At 32.2% G+C, this 17,438-nt stretch carries 14 protein-coding genes; 10 read left to right on the top strand and 4 right to left on the bottom strand.

The features are described from left to right. The first annotated feature begins 9 nt into the window (after positions 1 to 9). From arsC to FG167_RS12875, 3 genes are all read left to right on the top strand, one after another. Positions 10 to 354 carry an arsenate reductase (glutaredoxin) gene (gene arsC, locus FG167_RS12885; RefSeq protein ID WP_203458648.1) on the top strand — a complete coding sequence of 115 codons (345 nt, stop codon included), beginning with the start codon at positions 10 to 12 and terminating at the stop codon, positions 352 to 354. Positions 355 to 487: 133 nt separating this feature from the next. Further along, positions 488 to 766: an ArsC/Spx/MgsR family protein gene (locus FG167_RS12880; RefSeq protein ID WP_239004390.1), complete on the top strand. Its 279-nt coding sequence runs from the start codon at positions 488 to 490 to the stop codon at positions 764 to 766. Between the two features lie 112 nt (positions 767 to 878). Then, the gene (locus FG167_RS12875; protein ID WP_203458646.1) at positions 879 to 3,284 is read left to right on the top strand and encodes an outer membrane beta-barrel family protein; all 2,406 of its coding nucleotides are present in this window, start codon (positions 879 to 881) and stop codon (positions 3,282 to 3,284) included. Positions 3,285 to 3,471: 187 nt separating this feature from the next. On the opposite strand, the gene FG167_RS12870 is transcribed toward FG167_RS12875, so the two are convergent. Beyond that, positions 3,472 to 3,645 carry a hypothetical protein gene (locus FG167_RS12870; protein ID WP_162838505.1) on the bottom strand — a complete coding sequence of 58 codons (174 nt, stop codon included), beginning with the start codon at positions 3,643 to 3,645 and terminating at the stop codon, positions 3,472 to 3,474. Positions 3,646 to 4,018: 373 nt separating this feature from the next. Between FG167_RS12870 and FG167_RS12865 the strand changes: the two genes are divergently transcribed. From FG167_RS12865 to FG167_RS12845, 5 genes are all read left to right on the top strand, one after another. Beyond that, positions 4,019 to 5,194, top strand: coding sequence for a dicarboxylate/amino acid:cation symporter (locus tag FG167_RS12865; protein ID WP_203458645.1), 1,176 nt, complete (start codon positions 4,019 to 4,021; stop codon positions 5,192 to 5,194). A 289-nt stretch (positions 5,195 to 5,483) separates the two neighbouring features. Further along, positions 5,484 to 6,881 carry a class II fumarate hydratase gene (fumC, locus tag FG167_RS12860; RefSeq protein ID WP_203458644.1) on the top strand — a complete coding sequence of 466 codons (1,398 nt, stop codon included), beginning with the start codon at positions 5,484 to 5,486 and terminating at the stop codon, positions 6,879 to 6,881. Between the two features lie 111 nt (positions 6,882 to 6,992). Further along, complete coding sequence (locus FG167_RS12855) at positions 6,993 to 8,432, top strand: T9SS type A sorting domain-containing protein (RefSeq protein ID WP_203458643.1); 1,440 nt, start codon at positions 6,993 to 6,995, stop codon at positions 8,430 to 8,432. Between the two features lie 85 nt (positions 8,433 to 8,517). Further along, the gene (hutI, locus tag FG167_RS12850; RefSeq protein ID WP_203458642.1) at positions 8,518 to 9,753 is read left to right on the top strand and encodes an imidazolonepropionase; all 1,236 of its coding nucleotides are present in this window, start codon (positions 8,518 to 8,520) and stop codon (positions 9,751 to 9,753) included. Beyond that, on the top strand, positions 9,737 to 10,306 hold the full coding sequence (locus tag FG167_RS12845; protein ID WP_203458641.1) for a hypothetical protein: 570 nt from the start codon (positions 9,737 to 9,739) through the stop codon (positions 10,304 to 10,306). Before hutI ends, FG167_RS12845 begins: the two co-directional genes overlap by 17 nt. A gap of 53 nt (positions 10,307 to 10,359) precedes the next feature. Here the strand turns inward: FG167_RS12845 and FG167_RS12840 are convergent, their stop codons facing one another. Beyond that, a complete protein-coding gene (locus FG167_RS12840; RefSeq protein ID WP_203458640.1) occupies positions 10,360 to 11,244 on the bottom strand; it encodes a chromosome partitioning protein ParA in 885 nt (294 codons plus the stop codon). A gap of 132 nt (positions 11,245 to 11,376) precedes the next feature. Between FG167_RS12840 and FG167_RS12835 the strand changes: the two genes are divergently transcribed. Continuing rightward, complete coding sequence (locus FG167_RS12835) at positions 11,377 to 12,399, top strand: formimidoylglutamase (protein ID WP_203458639.1); 1,023 nt, start codon at positions 11,377 to 11,379, stop codon at positions 12,397 to 12,399. Between the two features lie 359 nt (positions 12,400 to 12,758). Continuing rightward, a complete protein-coding gene (locus FG167_RS17520) occupies positions 12,759 to 13,709 on the top strand; it encodes a bifunctional helix-turn-helix transcriptional regulator/GNAT family N-acetyltransferase (protein WP_203458638.1) in 951 nt (316 codons plus the stop codon). A 155-nt stretch (positions 13,710 to 13,864) separates the two neighbouring features. Here FG167_RS17520 and FG167_RS12825 read toward each other — a convergent pair whose 3' ends face one another. Further along, positions 13,865 to 15,496: an isocitrate lyase gene (locus FG167_RS12825; RefSeq protein WP_203458637.1), complete on the bottom strand. Its 1,632-nt coding sequence runs from the start codon at positions 15,494 to 15,496 to the stop codon at positions 13,865 to 13,867. A gap of 257 nt (positions 15,497 to 15,753) precedes the next feature. Next, positions 15,754 to 17,352: a malate synthase A gene (gene aceB, locus FG167_RS12820; RefSeq protein WP_203458636.1), complete on the bottom strand. Its 1,599-nt coding sequence runs from the start codon at positions 17,350 to 17,352 to the stop codon at positions 15,754 to 15,756. Positions 17,353 to 17,438 lie beyond the last annotated feature (86 nt).

Raw genomic sequence — 17,438 nt, 5'->3', positions numbered from 1 at the left:
AAGTGCTATATGATAACGATATACCATAATAACAGGTGCAGTAAGTCTCGCTGCGGACTAGAAATATTAAAGAATTCTGGTAAAGAATATAAAATAATTAATTACCTTGAAACCGTTCCGAATAAAGCAGAGTTAACAAAAATAATTAACCTTCTTAAAATCAACCCAATAGATTTAGTGAGAAAAAACGAAGCTATTTGGAAAGAGAATTACAAAGGCAAAGCATTAACAGATGCCCAAATAATAGATGCAATGATTAAACATCCTAAACTAATAGAAAGACCTATAGTTATAAAAGATGATAAAGCAGTCATTGGTCGTCCGCCAGAACGAATACTTGAAATAATAACATAACCTACAATAATCCCTAAAACAAAAATAAGCCCAAATCCCTACCTACATTATGATTTTAATATACCACAACCCAGAATCAATAGAATCTATTGAGTGTCTTAATATTTTGAAAAAAATAAAAAAAAGACACAAAGTGATTAGATATATTGATAATCCTTTAACCGAAAGAAAACTAAAAAGGATCGTTAAACTTTTAAATATTAAGCCCATTCAACTCATTAGAACAGAAGCTACTATATGGAAAGACCATTACCAAGAATTAGTTTCTAATGTTGACGAATTTGAAGATATTGAATACATAAAAATGATGACAGAATTTCCAAGTCTCATAAAAATACCAATTGTTATTAATGGCGACAAAGCGGCAATTTGCAAGCCACCAGAAAAAATACTAAGTATACTAGCTAGCTAATATAGAAGGCTTCAAGATTTAATTATTTTGAAGCTTTTTTTATTTAACAAACTTTTAACCAAACCCATTTAAACCATGGTTTATTTTTGCTGTCTTAAGCTAAAAACTAATCATGACTAAACAATTTTTCGCATTCATTTGCATTTTATTTTTCACATTACATTCTTTTGCTCAAAAAGAAGTAACCATTACAGGAAGTATTATAGAACAGGAAACACTACAACCTCTAGAATATGCTACTGTTGCTTTTTTTAGTAAAAAGGAAAACAGAATGGTTACTGGAGGAATTACAGACCAAAACGGAAAATTCAGTATCCCTGTTACGGCTGGACTTTATGATGTATCCGTTGAATTTATTGGTTTTGGTACAAAGACAATTGCAGATCAAAAACTTTTTGCTGACACTAATTTAGGAAAACTATTTCTTAGTGAAGATGCAGAATCTTTGGATGTGGTAGAAATTATTGCAGAGCGTACTACTGTAGAAATTAAATTAGACAAAAAAATATATAACGTTGGTAAAGATCTTACCGTTCGTGGTGGTACCGTAAGTGATGTACTAGACAACGTACCTTCGGTTGCAGTAGATGTGGAAGGAAATGTATCTTTAAGAGGACAAGAAAATGTACGTATATTAATTAACGGAAAACCTTCCGGATTAGTTGGTTTAAACTCTACAGAAGCATTACGTCAATTACCTGCAGAATCTATTGAGAAAGTAGAAGTTATTACTTCGCCTTCCGCAAGATATGATTCAGAAGGTACTGCCGGAATTATAAATATAATCTTACGAAGAAGTAAGTTACAAGGTTTAAATGGAGCAATAACTGCAAACGCTGGTTATAATCCTTCCGCAGGAATATCTGGAAACATAAACTACAGAACAGGAAATGTAAACATCTTTAACACCACTGCATACAATTACAGAGAATCACCTGGAAATTCTTTTACCAATACAACTTATAAAGATTCTGGAAATAGAATTAAAGAATCTAAAGATTACGAACGTATTAGAAAAGGATTTAATACGAATTTAGGTTTAGAATGGTACATTAATGATTCTGCTTCATTAACTACTTCTCTTTTTTATAGCGATAACAATAATGAAAGTAACACTACAAATAGCTTACTTCAATATGACATTAACAACGCACTAACTAGCACAAGTTCTCGTTTTGATCCAGAATTAGAAGATGACAAAACCATTCAATACGCTGCTAATTTTACAAAAAACTTTGAAACTAGCGGACACAAACTTACTTTCGATTTTCAATATGAAGATAGCACAGAAGATGAAAATTCTCTTGTAGAAGTAAATAATATTTTAACTGAAAAAGTAGGTACGCTTGAAGATCAAGAACGTATTTTAGTACAAGGAGATTATGTATTACCTATTGGCGAAAAAGCACAGTTTGAATTAGGCTACCGTGGTAACTTTAACAATTTAACTACAGACTATGAGGTAGCACTTTTAGATGACACGGATACTTTCTATGTCGATAACACACTATCAAACATATTAAACTATAAAGAATATATAAACGCTGTTTACACACAATATGGTAGCAAACATGGTAAATTTTCTTACTTATTAGGTTTACGTCTTGAAAACACAAGAATTACTATTGACCAACCATCTAGTTATGATTATAGTAAAAAAGATTACACCGGTTTATTTCCTACAGTAAATTTAAATTATGAATTATCAGATGCAGAAAATGTAACGCTTGGTTACAGCAGACGTTTACGTAGACCACGTTCTAGATATATAAACCCATTCCCATCTCGTTCTAGTGTATCTAGTGTTTTTCAAGGAAATCCAGATTTAGATCCTAGTTACTCTGGTACTTTTGACCTAGGTTATTTAAACCGTTTTGGAAAAGTAACACTGAATACATCTGCGTATTACCAACATGCTACAGACGTATTTAACTTTATCAGTTTTGATACAGGAGAAACCGTAAATGTAGATGGTGAAGATGTATCTATAATACAACGTACACCAATAAATCTTGCTACAGAAGATAGATATGGTTTTGAATTCACACTTATGTACAGAGCATCTCGTAAATTTAATACCAGCGCAAACTTTAATGTCTTTAAATCTAAAACCGAAGGTGTAGATCCAAACGGAGCAGATTTAGGAAACGAAAACACGAGTTGGTATGCACGATTAAATACTAAATATACATTACCTGCAGATATAGAATGGCAAACAAGTATGAATTATAGTGGTCCGAGTGAAGACGCACAAAACAAACGAGAAGGTGTTTTTTCAACCAATATAGCATTTAGTAAAGATTTATTTAAAGACAAAGCATCTATTGCTTTTAATATTAGCGATTTATTTAACTCTAGAAAACGTACCATGGAAACAAACACAGATACTTTTTTTAGTACTAGTGAGTTTCAATGGAGAGAACGTAGTTTCAACTTATCTTTTACCTACAGATTTAATCAAAAGAAAAAAGAAAGAGGCTCTAGAGGAAGTGGTGGAGATGAAGAATTTGAAGGATAACATATAATAGCATATCCTTTTGAAATTGCAGGTTAAAAAGCAATCTCATAAATTACAAAACAGCTCCTACCCTATTAAAAGGTAGGAGCTGTTTCTTTTATGGTAAAATTTGATGCTATTAAAATGATACCAAACAAAAAAGGGGAAACACAATGTGTTTCCCCTTTTTAATATATAAACTTAAAACTTATGCGTTACGCGCAGCTTTTTTCTCGTCTCTTTTTTCTTTTAAAAACTCCATTAAAGAACCACCAATCCAGTAAGGTATAATAAAAGTCATTAAAAATATCATTAACCAGAAACCTATAGTTAAAATGGTTAAGAATGCTAAAAAGCCTAAGTATTGGTCAAATTCGAACATAATTTTTTTGGTATCTTATTTGTTGATATTGCAAATATAAAACAAAGTGTTTTTTTATGCAATATAAAATGTAGAATTATTAACAGAGTTATTAAGAGTAGTCTTTTAGATTTATTTTTAAAATTTGATGAGCTATATTTTAACTATATCTACTCTACATAAATGCAATTTATATTTTAGAATATAATCACAAAGAACAACTATAAAGACATTCACTCTTTTTAAAGTATTAATGATAAAACTATCCAACTAACCTAAGAGTATTATAATACTTAAAAAAAGACGTTATAAAATGTGGTGCACTAAGATTGGTTGTATATTAGCGAGCTTAAAAATAAAATAGTTATTGTTTACTATTAATTAGCATATACTTATGAAGTCCCTATTTTCGAACTTACTATTTAAAGTTTTTCTAGCTATAGTATTAGGAATTGTTTTCGGACAATATTTACCTGAATCCATAAATCGTGTATTTACAACTTTCAATGCCTTTTTCGGACAGTTTTTAAATTTCGCAATTCCGTTAATTATTATGGGTTTAATAATGCCTGCTATTTCCGATTTAGGAAAAGGTGCTGGTAAATTATTATTACTTACCGCTGGTATTGCTTATGGTTCAACCTTATTTTCTGGGTTTATGACTTATTTTGCTGCATCTAATATATTCCCATTACTTTTAGAATCGCATATTAATGACGCTGCTCAGATTTCCGATTCTAGTCCGGAATTATTACCATATTTTAGTATCAATATTCCACCAGTATTAGATGTAATGTCTTCTTTAGTTCTGGCATTTGTAATTGGTTTAGGACTGGCCGCACAGGAGAAATCTACTTTGAAATCGGTAGTCAAAGATTTTCAGAAAATTATAATGCAATTAATCGAAAATGTAATTGTACCACTATTACCACTCTTTATTTTAGGAATATTTGCAAGCATGTCTTTTAGCGGAAAAGTAATCTCCATTCTTTCCGTATTTATCAGTATTATCGGAGTTATTTTTGCTCTGCACATTTTATTATTATTACTTCAATATACTATTGCAGGTATTCTTACAAAAAAGAATCCATTAAAATTATTAGCAACCATGATGCCAGCATATTTCACTGCATTAGGAACACAATCTTCGGCAGCTACTATTCCGGTTACCTTAAAGCAAGCCTTAAACAATGGTGTTTCAGAAAAAATTGCAGGATTTGTTATTCCTTTATGTGCTACCATTCATCTCTCGGGAAGTATTATGAAAATTACTGCTTGTGCTATGGCTTTAATGATTTTACATGGTATGCCTTTTGATTTCACACTCTTTGCAGGATTTATTTTTGTATTAGGAATCGCTATGATTGCAGCACCAGGAGTTCCTGGAGGAGCAATTATGGCTGCTATTGGGATCTTACAATCTATGCTAGGTTTCAATGAAGAAATGTTAGGATTAATGATCGCCTTATATATTGCAATGGACAGTTTTGGTACTGCTTGTAACGTTACTGGTGATGGCGCGATTTCTTTAGTCGTCAACGAAATAACCAAAGAAAAAGCAACTGCTTAATTTTAAAGTTATAGACTAAAAATTCTAGGTTTTCTTTTTTTTCTTTACGAAGTGCTCTGGAATATTTCTAGTAGCATTTGTATTGGTTAGATGTTTATGCTGTCGCTTCAAACGGAAGAATTGGTATCCCCTATTTTTCTATACGAAAGCGAATCCCTTTTTTCACTCTGAATATTCCTAGTATTCATTTTCTGAAAATCAAATAATATTCTAACAAAAAAACACAAAACATATCTTCAAATAAACCATAAATACGTAAATTTACACCGTTAAAATTAGCACCAAAATTATGGAATACAGAATAGAAAAAGACACAATGGGAAACGTTAACGTTCCTGCAGACAAACTTTGGGGAGCACAAACAGAACGTTCTCGTAACAACTTTAAAATTGGGGCTCCTGCATCTATGCCTTTAGAAATTGTTTATGGTTTTGCTTATTTAAAAAAAGCAGCAGCATTTACAAATTGTGAGTTAGGTGTTTTAGCTATAGAAAAAAGAGATCTTATTGCACAAGTATGTGATGAAATTTTAACTGGAATGCATGACGATCAGTTTCCTCTAGTAATTTGGCAAACTGGTTCTGGTACGCAAAGCAACATGAATGTAAACGAAGTTATTGCTAATAGAGCACAACAAATTGCCGGAAGAGTTATTGGGGAAGGCGAAAAAGTTATTCAACCAAATGACGATGTAAACAAATCGCAATCTTCTAATGATACCTTCCCTACAGGAATGCATATTGCTGCCTACAAGAAAATTGTAGAAAACACAATTCCTGGTGTCACACAACTGCGAGATACTTTAAAAAAGAAATCAGAAGAATTTAAAGACGTTGTTAAAATTGGTAGAACCCATTTAATGGATGCTACACCACTTACTCTAGGTCAAGAATTTTCTGGTTATGTATCGCAATTAGATCACGGATTAAAAGCATTAAAAAATACATTGGAACATTTAAGTGAACTTGCTCTTGGAGGAACAGCCGTTGGAACAGGATTAAACACTCCAAAAGGATACGCGAAACGTGTTAGCGAATTCATTGCAGAATTTACAGGATTACCTTTTATTACTGCACCAAATAAATTTGAAGCACTTGCTGCTCATGATGCATTAGTAGAAACACATGGTGCTTTAAAACAACTAGCTGTTTCTTTAAATAAAATTGCTAATGATATTCGTATGATGGCTTCTGGTCCTCGTTCAGGTATTGGCGAAATTTCTATTCCTGCAAACGAACCAGGAAGTTCTATCATGCCAGGAAAAGTAAACCCAACGCAATGCGAAGCCTTAACTATGGTTTGTGCACAAGTTATGGGAAATGATGTAGCGGTTAGTGTTGGTGGTATGCAAGGACATTATGAACTTAACGTATTTAAACCAATGATGGCTGCCAATGTGTTACAATCTGCACAACTAATTGGTGATGCTTGTAAAAGTTTTGAAGAACATTGTGCTGCAGGAATTGAACCTAATCATGCGGTTATTAAAGAATTACTAAACAACTCTTTAATGTTAGTTACTGCTTTAAATACAAAAATTGGATATTATAAAGCTGCTGAAATTGCAAACACAGCACATAAAAATGGTACAACACTTAAAGTAGAAGCTATAAATCTTGGCTATGTTACTGCAGAAGATTATGACGCTTGGGTAAAACCGGAGAACATGGTTGGAGGCTTAAAATAACGATTAAAATCTTTGTTTTAACGATAAAAAGCATAGCTCTGAAAAATTTCAATATATTTGTAAACAAATAATTACAAAGTATTTACCTTAAAAAATAAAAATATAAAACACATGAAAAGAAAACTACTTTTATTAACCGGTCTGCTTTTAACAAGTTTAGCGAGTAATGCACAAGGGATTCAATTTAATAAAAGCACGATTGACGCAAACACTAGTTCACAACCATATGCTGTTGCTTCTGGCCATTTAAACAACGATACTTATTTAGATTTAGTCATTGGAACTTACAATAGTAGCAAAGTTATTTGGTATAAAAATAATGGAGATTTAACATACCAACCAGGAATAACTTTAACAGCAACTGGATCTGCAGCACTATCTTACATAGAGAGTGTAACAACTGGTGATTTAAATAATGATGGCCACACTGATATTTTAGCTACAGGATCTTACAACAATCGTTTAGTATGGTTTGAAAATAATGGTGACGACACCTTTGAACCTGCTGTTGCTATATCATCAGGAATTACTGGAGCTGGAGCAGTGAAAGTTGCTAATTTAGATAATGATATAAATAATAATTTAGATATCATTGTTACAGCATATTCTTCAAACTCCGTGGTATACTTTTTAGGAAATGGGAATGGTACCTTTGGCACAATGCGTACTTTAGTACAGGAAACTGCTGGTGCTGGTCCTGCTTCTTTTGATATTGCAGATTTTGATGTTGATGGCGATTTAGATGTAGTAGTTGGCTATACAGGAAATGGAAACGTTAAATTATACGATAACAAAATTTTTCAAGATGGTCTTGATGGTTCTGGGAATATACCATTTGAACCTTATACAAACCCTGTTGATTTTGGAAACGATTATCTTTGGACGGTTGCTTTTGGAGATATTAATAACGATGGAATACCTAATATCATAAAATCAGACTCAGAACCAACAGGAGGTAACCCTACATTAGCTTGGTTTAAAAATAATGCAAGTGGTATAACTACCACTTTTGAAAAAACAGTAGTTCCAACTAGCTTTCCGCATGGAGGAGCTATTGGTGTAGCCGATTTAAATAATGATGGTTATAACGAATTAATTTTAGGAAATGGTTACGCTACTGGAGCCGATTTAATTTGTTTTGAAGGAAGTGCGTCTAGCGGTTTAGGCAGTGAAATTATTTTAGATAATACCTCTGGAGGAATGTTTTCAATGGTGACTAAGGATTTTAATAACGATGGAAAAGTAGATATTGCGGCTATTAATTATCTTAACCATGGTTTAAATCTTTTTATAAATGATACCACGCTTTCTAATCCTAAATTTGAAACAACAGATTTAACAATGTACCCAAACCCAACATCAAACAGTTTACATTTTAAAGGCAACATTGCTGGAGATTTAAACGTTTCTGTTTATAACGTTTTAGGAAAACGCGTTATAAATAACGTTGTAAAACTTGGACAATCTTTAGATGTTTCTAAACTTAATAATGGTGTTTATATCATTAAATTTAATGATTACAACACGACATACAAGTTTGTAAAACAATAAACTTTCAAACTTTATAAAATTTAAAGCGTTGGCATATTGCCAACGCTTTTTTATTTCCTTAAATTTATACTTTAATACAAAATCTATGTCCTTACTCATTACAAATATTAAAGAATTACTGCAAGTTAGAGATCCTAACGTTTTAAAGGTTTCAGGAAAGGAAATGAAAATACTTCCAACCATTAAAAACGCATACCTATACATAGAAGATGATACTATTGTAGAATATGGTAGCATGCAAGATTTAACCTCTTTAGAAGCGGAGCAAGTAATAAATGCCACAGGAAAGACTGTACTACCTACTTGGTGTGACTCGCATACACACATTGTATATGCAGGAAATAGAGATCAAGAATTTGTAGACCGAATTAATGGGTTGAGCTATGAAGACATTGCAAATCGTGGTGGCGGCATTTTAAATTCTGCAGAAAAACTACAAAACACCTCCGAAGAAGATTTATACCAACAATCTATAAATAGAGTACATCAAGTCATGCAACTTGGTACAGGAGCTTTAGAAATAAAATCTGGCTATGGTTTAACTGTGGAAGCCGAATTAAAAATGCTTCGGGTTATCAAACGCATTAAAAAAGAATTCCCTATAAAAGTAAAAGCTACTTTTTTAGGTGCTCATGCTTTACCAAAAGCATACAAGGAAGATAAAAAAGGCTACCTCGATTTAATAATAAACGAGATGCTTCCTAAAATTGAAAAAGAACAGCTAGCACATTACATAGATGTATTTTGCGAAAAAGGCTACTTCAGTTTAGAAGATACCGATCGCTTACTTACAGCCGGAAAAAAACACGGCCTAACTCCAAAAATTCATGTAAATCAATTTAACGCTTTTGGCGGAATTGCGCTTGGGGTAAAACATAATGCACTTTCTGTAGACCATCTAGAAGAATTAAAAGACGAAGACATTCAAGCATTAAAAGGTAGTAACACCATTGCTGTTGCACTACCTTCTTGCTCCTACTTTTTAAGTATACCATATACTCCTGCTAGAAAAATTATAGATGCTGGTTTACCGTTGGCTTTAGCAACAGACTATAATCCAGGATCTACACCAAGCGGAAATATGAATTTTGTAGTAAGCACTGCTTGTATTAAAATGAAAATGACACCAGAAGAAGCTATAAATGCAGCAACCATAAATGGTGCCTATGCTATGGGGATTTCACATCAATACGGAAGTATAACCAGAGGAAAGAAAGCAAATCTAATTATCACAAAACAGGTACCAAGCTATAACTTTTTGCCTTATGCTTTTGGCGAAAATCACATAGATACTGTAATTATAAATGGAACCATCCTATAACTTTGAATTATCTACCTCAAAACTATTATCTAAATCCTGTATCGCTTTAGGGCTAACAGATTTTATTTCGATTTGTAAGTATGTAAAACAATTACCTTACGGAAGAAATAATAACAGAGCTAACTACACTTCTATTCTACAAGAAAATAAAGGGACTTGTTCTACAAAACACGCCTTTTTAAAAGAAATTGCTATGGAAAATGAAGCAGATCATATGCTGTTTTATTTATGCATTTATAAAATGAAGGAAGCTAATACTGTTGGCGTTGGTGAAATTTTAGCAAACTATAATTTAGCGTATATTCCGGAAGCACACAGCTATTTAAAGTTTCAGAATAAAATAATAGATTGTACAAGAATAGAAGAAAGTCAAACCTCCATTAAAAATGCAATTTTATTGGAAGAAGAAATCCTTCCGAAGCAAATAGGAGAATATAAGTTAGCCTTCCATAAAGGCTATATTAAAAACTGGATTAAAGATAATAACATCCCATATTCCTATTCAGAAATCTGGAATATAAGAGAAGCTTGTATTTCAAAATTAAGCAAATAAAAAAGCCCGAAGCTAGATAGCTTCAGACTTTTAAATGGATTAATTACTAACTTTTATTTTAAAGAAAACTCATTGCTTGAAATTAATTCTTTGTCATTAAAAACATTTACTACGTAACGCCCTTTTTCAAAATCATTATCACCTCTTGCAGAAACAAACTCGCAAACATCTAAAGAGTTATTCTCATAATTAAATTTACTAATAACACTATAATTTAAGCTTTGATCATCAAACTGTACTTGTGCATTTTCTCCTAAAATATTATTATTAGGTCCAATTACTTGCACATAAAATTCTTGATCTCCAGCCTGTACTAATCTATTTTTAGCAACCGTATAACAAACTCTAATCTTATCTACACGTTTTGCTCTTTCTGTAGGAATTAATTTTCCAGAACTACGTTCTATAACACCATATCCTTTTAAACCTACCGTGTTTAATACTGCTGCAGTTTCAACAACTTCTGCCAAAGCAGTGTTTTGTACTAACAGAGAATCTGTAAACATCGTACGCTCTTCTAATCTAACTTTCGTACTATCTAAAGAGGTTGCTAATAATTGGTTTTCAACTTTTAATCTATCATTTTCTACTAAAAGAACATCCATTTCTTTTTGTAAGGATAGATACTTTTGTTTGTATTTCCATAAGCTACCAATATTTGCTTCTGATACTTTTAAAGAATCCATAAGTCCTTGAATACGCTCTTTAGCTTCCACTAATTTTTCATTAGCAATATCATTTTCACCAATAGCAATATCATATTGTTTTGCCATATTGCTTAAATCATTCATTACTAATTGCTTTTCTTTAATAAGCTGTACTTCATTTTCTTTTTTCTCTTGATATAATTGAGAAGTATAAAATCCAGTTCCTAAAAATAAAGCCAATGCAATACCTAGAGCTACTTTTAATCCTATGCTATTTTTCTTATCTGTCATAATTACTTGTTTTTAAGGTTAAAATTTAGAGCGTAATTGTTGTTTCAAATATATTTATTATTTAATATTATAATTCTTATTTCGAGTAAAAAAAATGTACTTTTAATTACTTAAAAAAACAGATTTCATTTTATGGACAAATTGGTTTTATTTAACGACACAAAACTAAAAAGCTTGCTTAATAAAAGACCAAAAGAATCTAAATTTGGCGAACACATTCAAGTATTAACCTCTGTTTCCAATATATACGAGCAACTTATAAATTTAGATGTTAGCTATGTTTTAATTGGTTTACCTGAAGATGTAGGAGTTTTCGCAAATCACGGAAAATCAGGGACTTCCATTACTTTTCATGCCGTAATTAAAATTTTGTTAAATATACAAAGCAACCAATTTACACATGCCAAGAAAGTCCTTATTTTAGGACATTTAGATTTTAATGAAGCACACGAAAAACTAAAAACGCTAGATCAAACCAAAAAGAAAGATGTAGAGAAAGCTCGAAAAATGGTGCAAAAAATAGACAAACAGGTGTCTAATTTAGTGCATACCATAGTTAAGGCTGGCAAAATACCAATTATTATTGGTGGCGGACACAACAACGCTTATGGTAATATTAAAGGAAGTTCGCTCGCTTTAAACACCTCTGTAAATGCTGTTAATTTTGATGCACATACCGATTTTAGAGATGAAGAAGGAAGGCATAGTGGTAATGGTTTTAGCTACGCTTTCGCGGAAGGGTTTTTAAATAATTACTTTATTTTTGGATTACATGAAAACTATAATTCACAAAATATTTTAAACCGTATTGCAAAACAAAAACGGATTGCTTTTAATACGTTTGAAGCCATTGCTGTTCGAAGAGAACTAAAATTTAAAAAAGAAATGGAACGCGCTTTAAAACACGTTTCTGCAAAACCTTTTGGTATTGAAATAGATTGTGATGCCATTGAAAACATACCAAGTAGCGCCATGACACCAAGTGGATTCTCAGTTACTAAAGCTAGAAGCTTTGTAGATTATTTCGGAAAACATAAAAACGCAACGTACTTACATATTAGTGAAGCGGTTGCTAATCCAGAAAACGAAACACAAGTCGGTAAATTAATAAGCTATTTAATCACCGATTTTATTAGAGCAAACACCACCAAATAATGTCTAAAATTCAATTAGAATTCCTGCGATTAGGTTTTTCATTCGCTATTTTTATATTTATAATAACCTTATTGTTTATGGAGATCAATCAAGTCAAATCCGATTGGTTTCGTGATTTTTCAAAAATACTTTCTACTCCTGTTTTTATTGTCAGTTTCCTTATTCCTATTTGGTTGGTTATCGATTTAATCCGAAAAAAAGTAGCAGATAAATCCATATTTAACCTTACCTTTTTTATATCTTCCATCTCTTTACTGCTCCTGTTTTTTGCTATAATATTTATTAAATAATACTATTTATTAGGAAAAATAAAAAGGAAATATTAATTTTACATAAGTACTTATATAACTATTTATATTATGGATGCACTACAAGGTTTCGGAGAATTAGCAATAGGCTCTCGATTAAAACGAATTAGTGAGTTTATGATGAAGGAAACACAACTCGTATACAATCATTTTAACATCGATTTTGATCCGTATTTGTTTCCCACTTTTAAAATAATTGTCAATAAAAAAGGAGTTACAAATACAGAAATTAATGAGTCTTTAAACATATCACAACCTGCCGTTACACAAGCATTAAACAAATTATCTAAAAAGGGATTAATAGCGGTTTCCAATTCAAAAACAGATAAAAGAAAAAAAAATATTCAGCTTTCCAAAAAAGGAGAAAATTTTCTTATTCAAATTATACCTATTTGGAATGGCATCGATTCTATAATTAAAGAATTCACCATGCATTCTTCCTCCTCATTAATAGAACATTTAAATAAATTAGAAAGTAAACTAAATGCACAACCATTAAGTCAATTAATAATAGATAAAATAAAAATGAATACACCAACACAACTAGAAATCATTGCTTATGATAACATATATGCTAAAGATTTTTACAACTTAAATATAGAATGGTTAAAAAAATATTTTGTTGTTGAGCCGTATGATGAAGAGGTGCTTGGCAAGCCTGATACATATATTATAGCCAAAGGTGGTTATATCTTTTTTGCTAAATTAGAAAATGAAATTGTTGGCACAGTAGCACTAATGCCAATAGAAGAAGAAGGGACTTTCGAGCTAACAAAAATGGCAGTTTCTCCTGCACATAGAGGTTTTAAAATCGGACAAAAACTCATGCAACATTGTTTAGATTTTGCAAGAGAACAAGAATTTAAAAGACTACTACTCTACTCGAGCCGAAAACTAGAAAATGCAATCTACATTTATAGAAAATACGGGTTTATTGAACAACCATTAGAAAAGAATTCGCCGTACCAACGAAGTGATATTAAAATGGAATATCCTTTATAACAGCAAAAAAGATGTCTGTTTGAGCACAGTCAGAAATTTTAAGAATTGGTTTTAAAAGTATTTCGTTTTCGCTCTATATGATATTAAAATCAAAAAGACGTTTCTAAAATTAGAAACGTCTTTTTATTTATTATATTTATTTAATAACCTTAGGTCTAAGCTAGTACACCTTCTTTTTCCTTAGCTTCCGTACTTTGTTTATCGGAACCAAATTGGTTAGAAGTATTATTTTCACCTCCTGCTTTTAAAGCTCTATCTCCTGCAAAAAAGGCTTTATGATCATCTCCAAGATCAGAACCAGCCATTCTTTGGTGCTTTACACAAGAAACTCCTTTTCTAATTTCTTGTCTTTGTACACCTTTAACATAAGCAAGCATACCTTCTTCTCCAAAATAACCTTTGGTTAAATCATTCATATGCAATGCGGTTGTATGGTAGGTTGGCAACGTAATTAAGTGGTGAAAAATACCAGCTTCTCTTGCGCCATCTTTTTGGAATGTTTTGATTTTCTCGTCTGCACGGAAGCACAACTCAGTATTGTCATATTCTGCATTCATTAAATTATTTCTATCGTAAGCAGTCATATTTTCTCCTTCTGCAAGCATTTCTTCAAATACTTGTTTACGGAAATTTAATGTCCAGTTAAAAGATGGTGAATTGTTATAAACCAATTTCGCATTTGGCACCACTTCTTTTACTCTATTTACCATATGTGCAATTTGTTTCACATTTGGTGTTGGGGTTTCAATCCATAATAAATCTGCGCCATTTTGAAGACTGGTAATACAATCTAAAACCACACGATCAATATTCGATCCATCTTTAAATTTATACAAACCGTTTGGTAAACGTACCGGACGCACTAATTTACCATCTCTTTTAAGCAATACATCATCTTCTCTAGCTTCATCAATAGCAATTTCTTCTGCTTCTACAAAAGCTAAATACTGTGACGCTAAATCTCCTGGCTCTTGACTTACTGGAAGTTTTTGTGTTAAACCTGCTCCTTCCGAATCTGTTCTTGCTACTATAATTCCATCCTCTATTCCTAATTCTAAAAAGGCATAACGAATAGCATTTAATTTCGCTATAAAATCTTCATGTGGCACGGTTACCTTTCCATCTTGATGTCCGCATTGTTTTGCATCCGACACCTGGTTTTCTATCTGAATCGCACAAGCTCCTGCTTCAATCATTTTTTTAGTTAATAAATACGTCGCTTCTTCGTTTCCAAAACCAGCATCAATATCTGCAATAATTGGAACGATATGGGTTTCAAAATTATCTATTTGATCTTGCACATCTTCCCCGTTTTCTAGTCTTTTAAATAAATCATTCAATTCGATAGCATCTGCCTGACGTAGAAAATCATAGATTTCTGCTATAAGACTTGGTACTGCAGTTTTTTCGTGCATAGACTGATCTGGTAATGGTCCGAATTCTGAACGTAATGCAGCAACCATCCAACCAGAAAGGTATAAGTATCTTTTGCTTGTTGTTTTATGATGTTTTTTAACGGCAATCATTTTTTGTTGGGCAACAAATCCGTGCCAGCAACCTAAAGATTGTGTGTAATTCGAAGAATCGGCATCATAAGCAGCCATATCTTCTCGCATAATTGCTGCTGTATATTTAGCGATGTCTAAACCTGTTTTAAAACGATTTTGTGTCACCATTCTAGCTGCGTTTTCTGGGTTTATTGCATTCCAAGTATTTCCATACTTTGCTTTAAGATTTCTTACTTTTTCTAAAGCTGAACTATAATTACTTTGTGCTAAATTTTTCATAATTTTGTATTTATGTATTAAGATTTTTTTCTAGATTTTGATATTGTTGTCTCGCAAACTATTGCAGTAGTTGCGAGACTTTTTTTTTTTACCCTTAGTATGCGATAGAACTTCGTTGTGAAGTTTGGAGATACAATAAATACTAGTGTTTTTTATTTTTAGCATAGCATTGTTATGGTGAAAATAAAAGGCGCTGCGCAGCGATAGTATTTGCAGTAGCTCCAAGCTGTAATAGATTTTCTATTGTATACTATGGGTTAAATGTATTGGTATGCTGAAAGTGTTAAAAACTCTTCAAATTTTTCTTGTGTTACTAATCTTTCAAACAACTCAATTGCCAATTCAAACTTGGTATCCTCTATTTTATCTTGACCAATTATGGTAATGATTTTTTCGACTTCACTATCAAAAATAGCATCAAATAAAGATCTTGTAAATAATCTACCATCCTCTAGTTGGACTTCGTTTTTTAGCCATTGCCAGACTTGTGTTCTGGATATTTCGGCAGTTGCAGCATCTTCCATTAAATTATATAATGCTACTGCGCCATGACCTCGCAGCCAAGCTTCGGTATATAAAATACCAACGTTAATATTTTTTCTAATTCCTGCTTCGGTTACGGTACCTTGAGGGATTTCGACTAAATCTTCAGCGGTAATATGTACATCTTCACGAAGCACATTTAATTGGTTTGGTGTTGGCATGTATTTGTTAAATTCTTGCATAGCAACGGCAACCAAATCTGGATGTGCAACCCAAGTACCATCGTGTCCGTTTTTAACTTCACGTTCTTTGTCTTTTCTAACTTTTTCTAAAGCCGCAGCATTTGCTTCTTCATTATTTTTAATCGGAATTTGAGCTGCCATTCCACCAATAGCAAGAATTCCTCTTTTATGGCAACGTTGAATAACCAATTTTGAATATGCATCCATAAATGGCGTAGTCATCGTAACCTGATCACGATTAGGAACTACGAAATTTGGATGGTTTCTAAATTTCTTGATATAGGAAAAAATATAATCCCAACGACCACAATTTAAACCTACAATATGCTCTTTCAACTCATAAATAATTTCGTCTAGCTGAAAACTTGCCGTAATCGTTTCTACTAAAACGGTTGCTTTAAAGGTTCCTTGTGGCACATTTAAATAATCTTCAGCGAAAGTGAATACCTCATTCCACCAACGTGCTTCTAAGTAATGTTCTAATTTTGGAAGGTAAAAATAAGGAGCCGTTCCGTTTTCCATCAAGGATTTTGTATTATGAAAAACATATAAACCAAAGTCTACTAAACTTCCTGAAGCCTCTTCATTATTAATAAGAATATGTCTTTCGTTTAAATGTAAACCTCTTGGTCTTACTAATAAAACCGCTGTTTTACTATTTAATTGGTACGACTTATCTTTTCTAGAATCATATAAAGAAATCGTCTTATTATTGGCATCTATTAAGTTTTGCTGTCCTTCAATAGTATTCGACCAAGTTGGTGCATTACTATCTTCTAAATCGGCCATAAACGTTTTTGCTCCAGAGTTTAAGGCGTTAATGATCATTTTTCTATCGACAGGACCTGTAATTTCTACACGTCTGTCTTGCATGTCTAAAGGAATTCTTCCTGCAGTCCATTCGCCTTCTCTAATGTTTTTAGTCTCTCTAGGAAACTCTGGAAACTTTCCAGTATCAAAAACTTCTTGTTCTTGTTCTCTTCTACTTAATAACTCTAATCTTTTCGAATTAAACTTTTCATGTAAAGCAGTTATAAAAGCTAGCGCATTATCGGTTAAAATTTCAGGATAGTAATTTTTCACGGATTTCGCGAATTGGATCTTCGTTTGTTTTAAAAGTGTGTTTTCCATGTTGTTATGATTTTACTCTACAATATTAAAACAAACTTTTCAATAAAACAAGCGAACGTTCGCTAAATTTTACAAATCCTCTTTTT

This window comes from Lacinutrix sp. WUR7 (assembly GCF_016864015.1).
GTDB lineage: Bacteria > Bacteroidota > Bacteroidia > Flavobacteriales > Flavobacteriaceae > Oceanihabitans.
The sequence above is the reverse complement of the archived record's forward strand: the minus strand, read 5'-3'. Positions and strand labels throughout refer to the sequence as shown.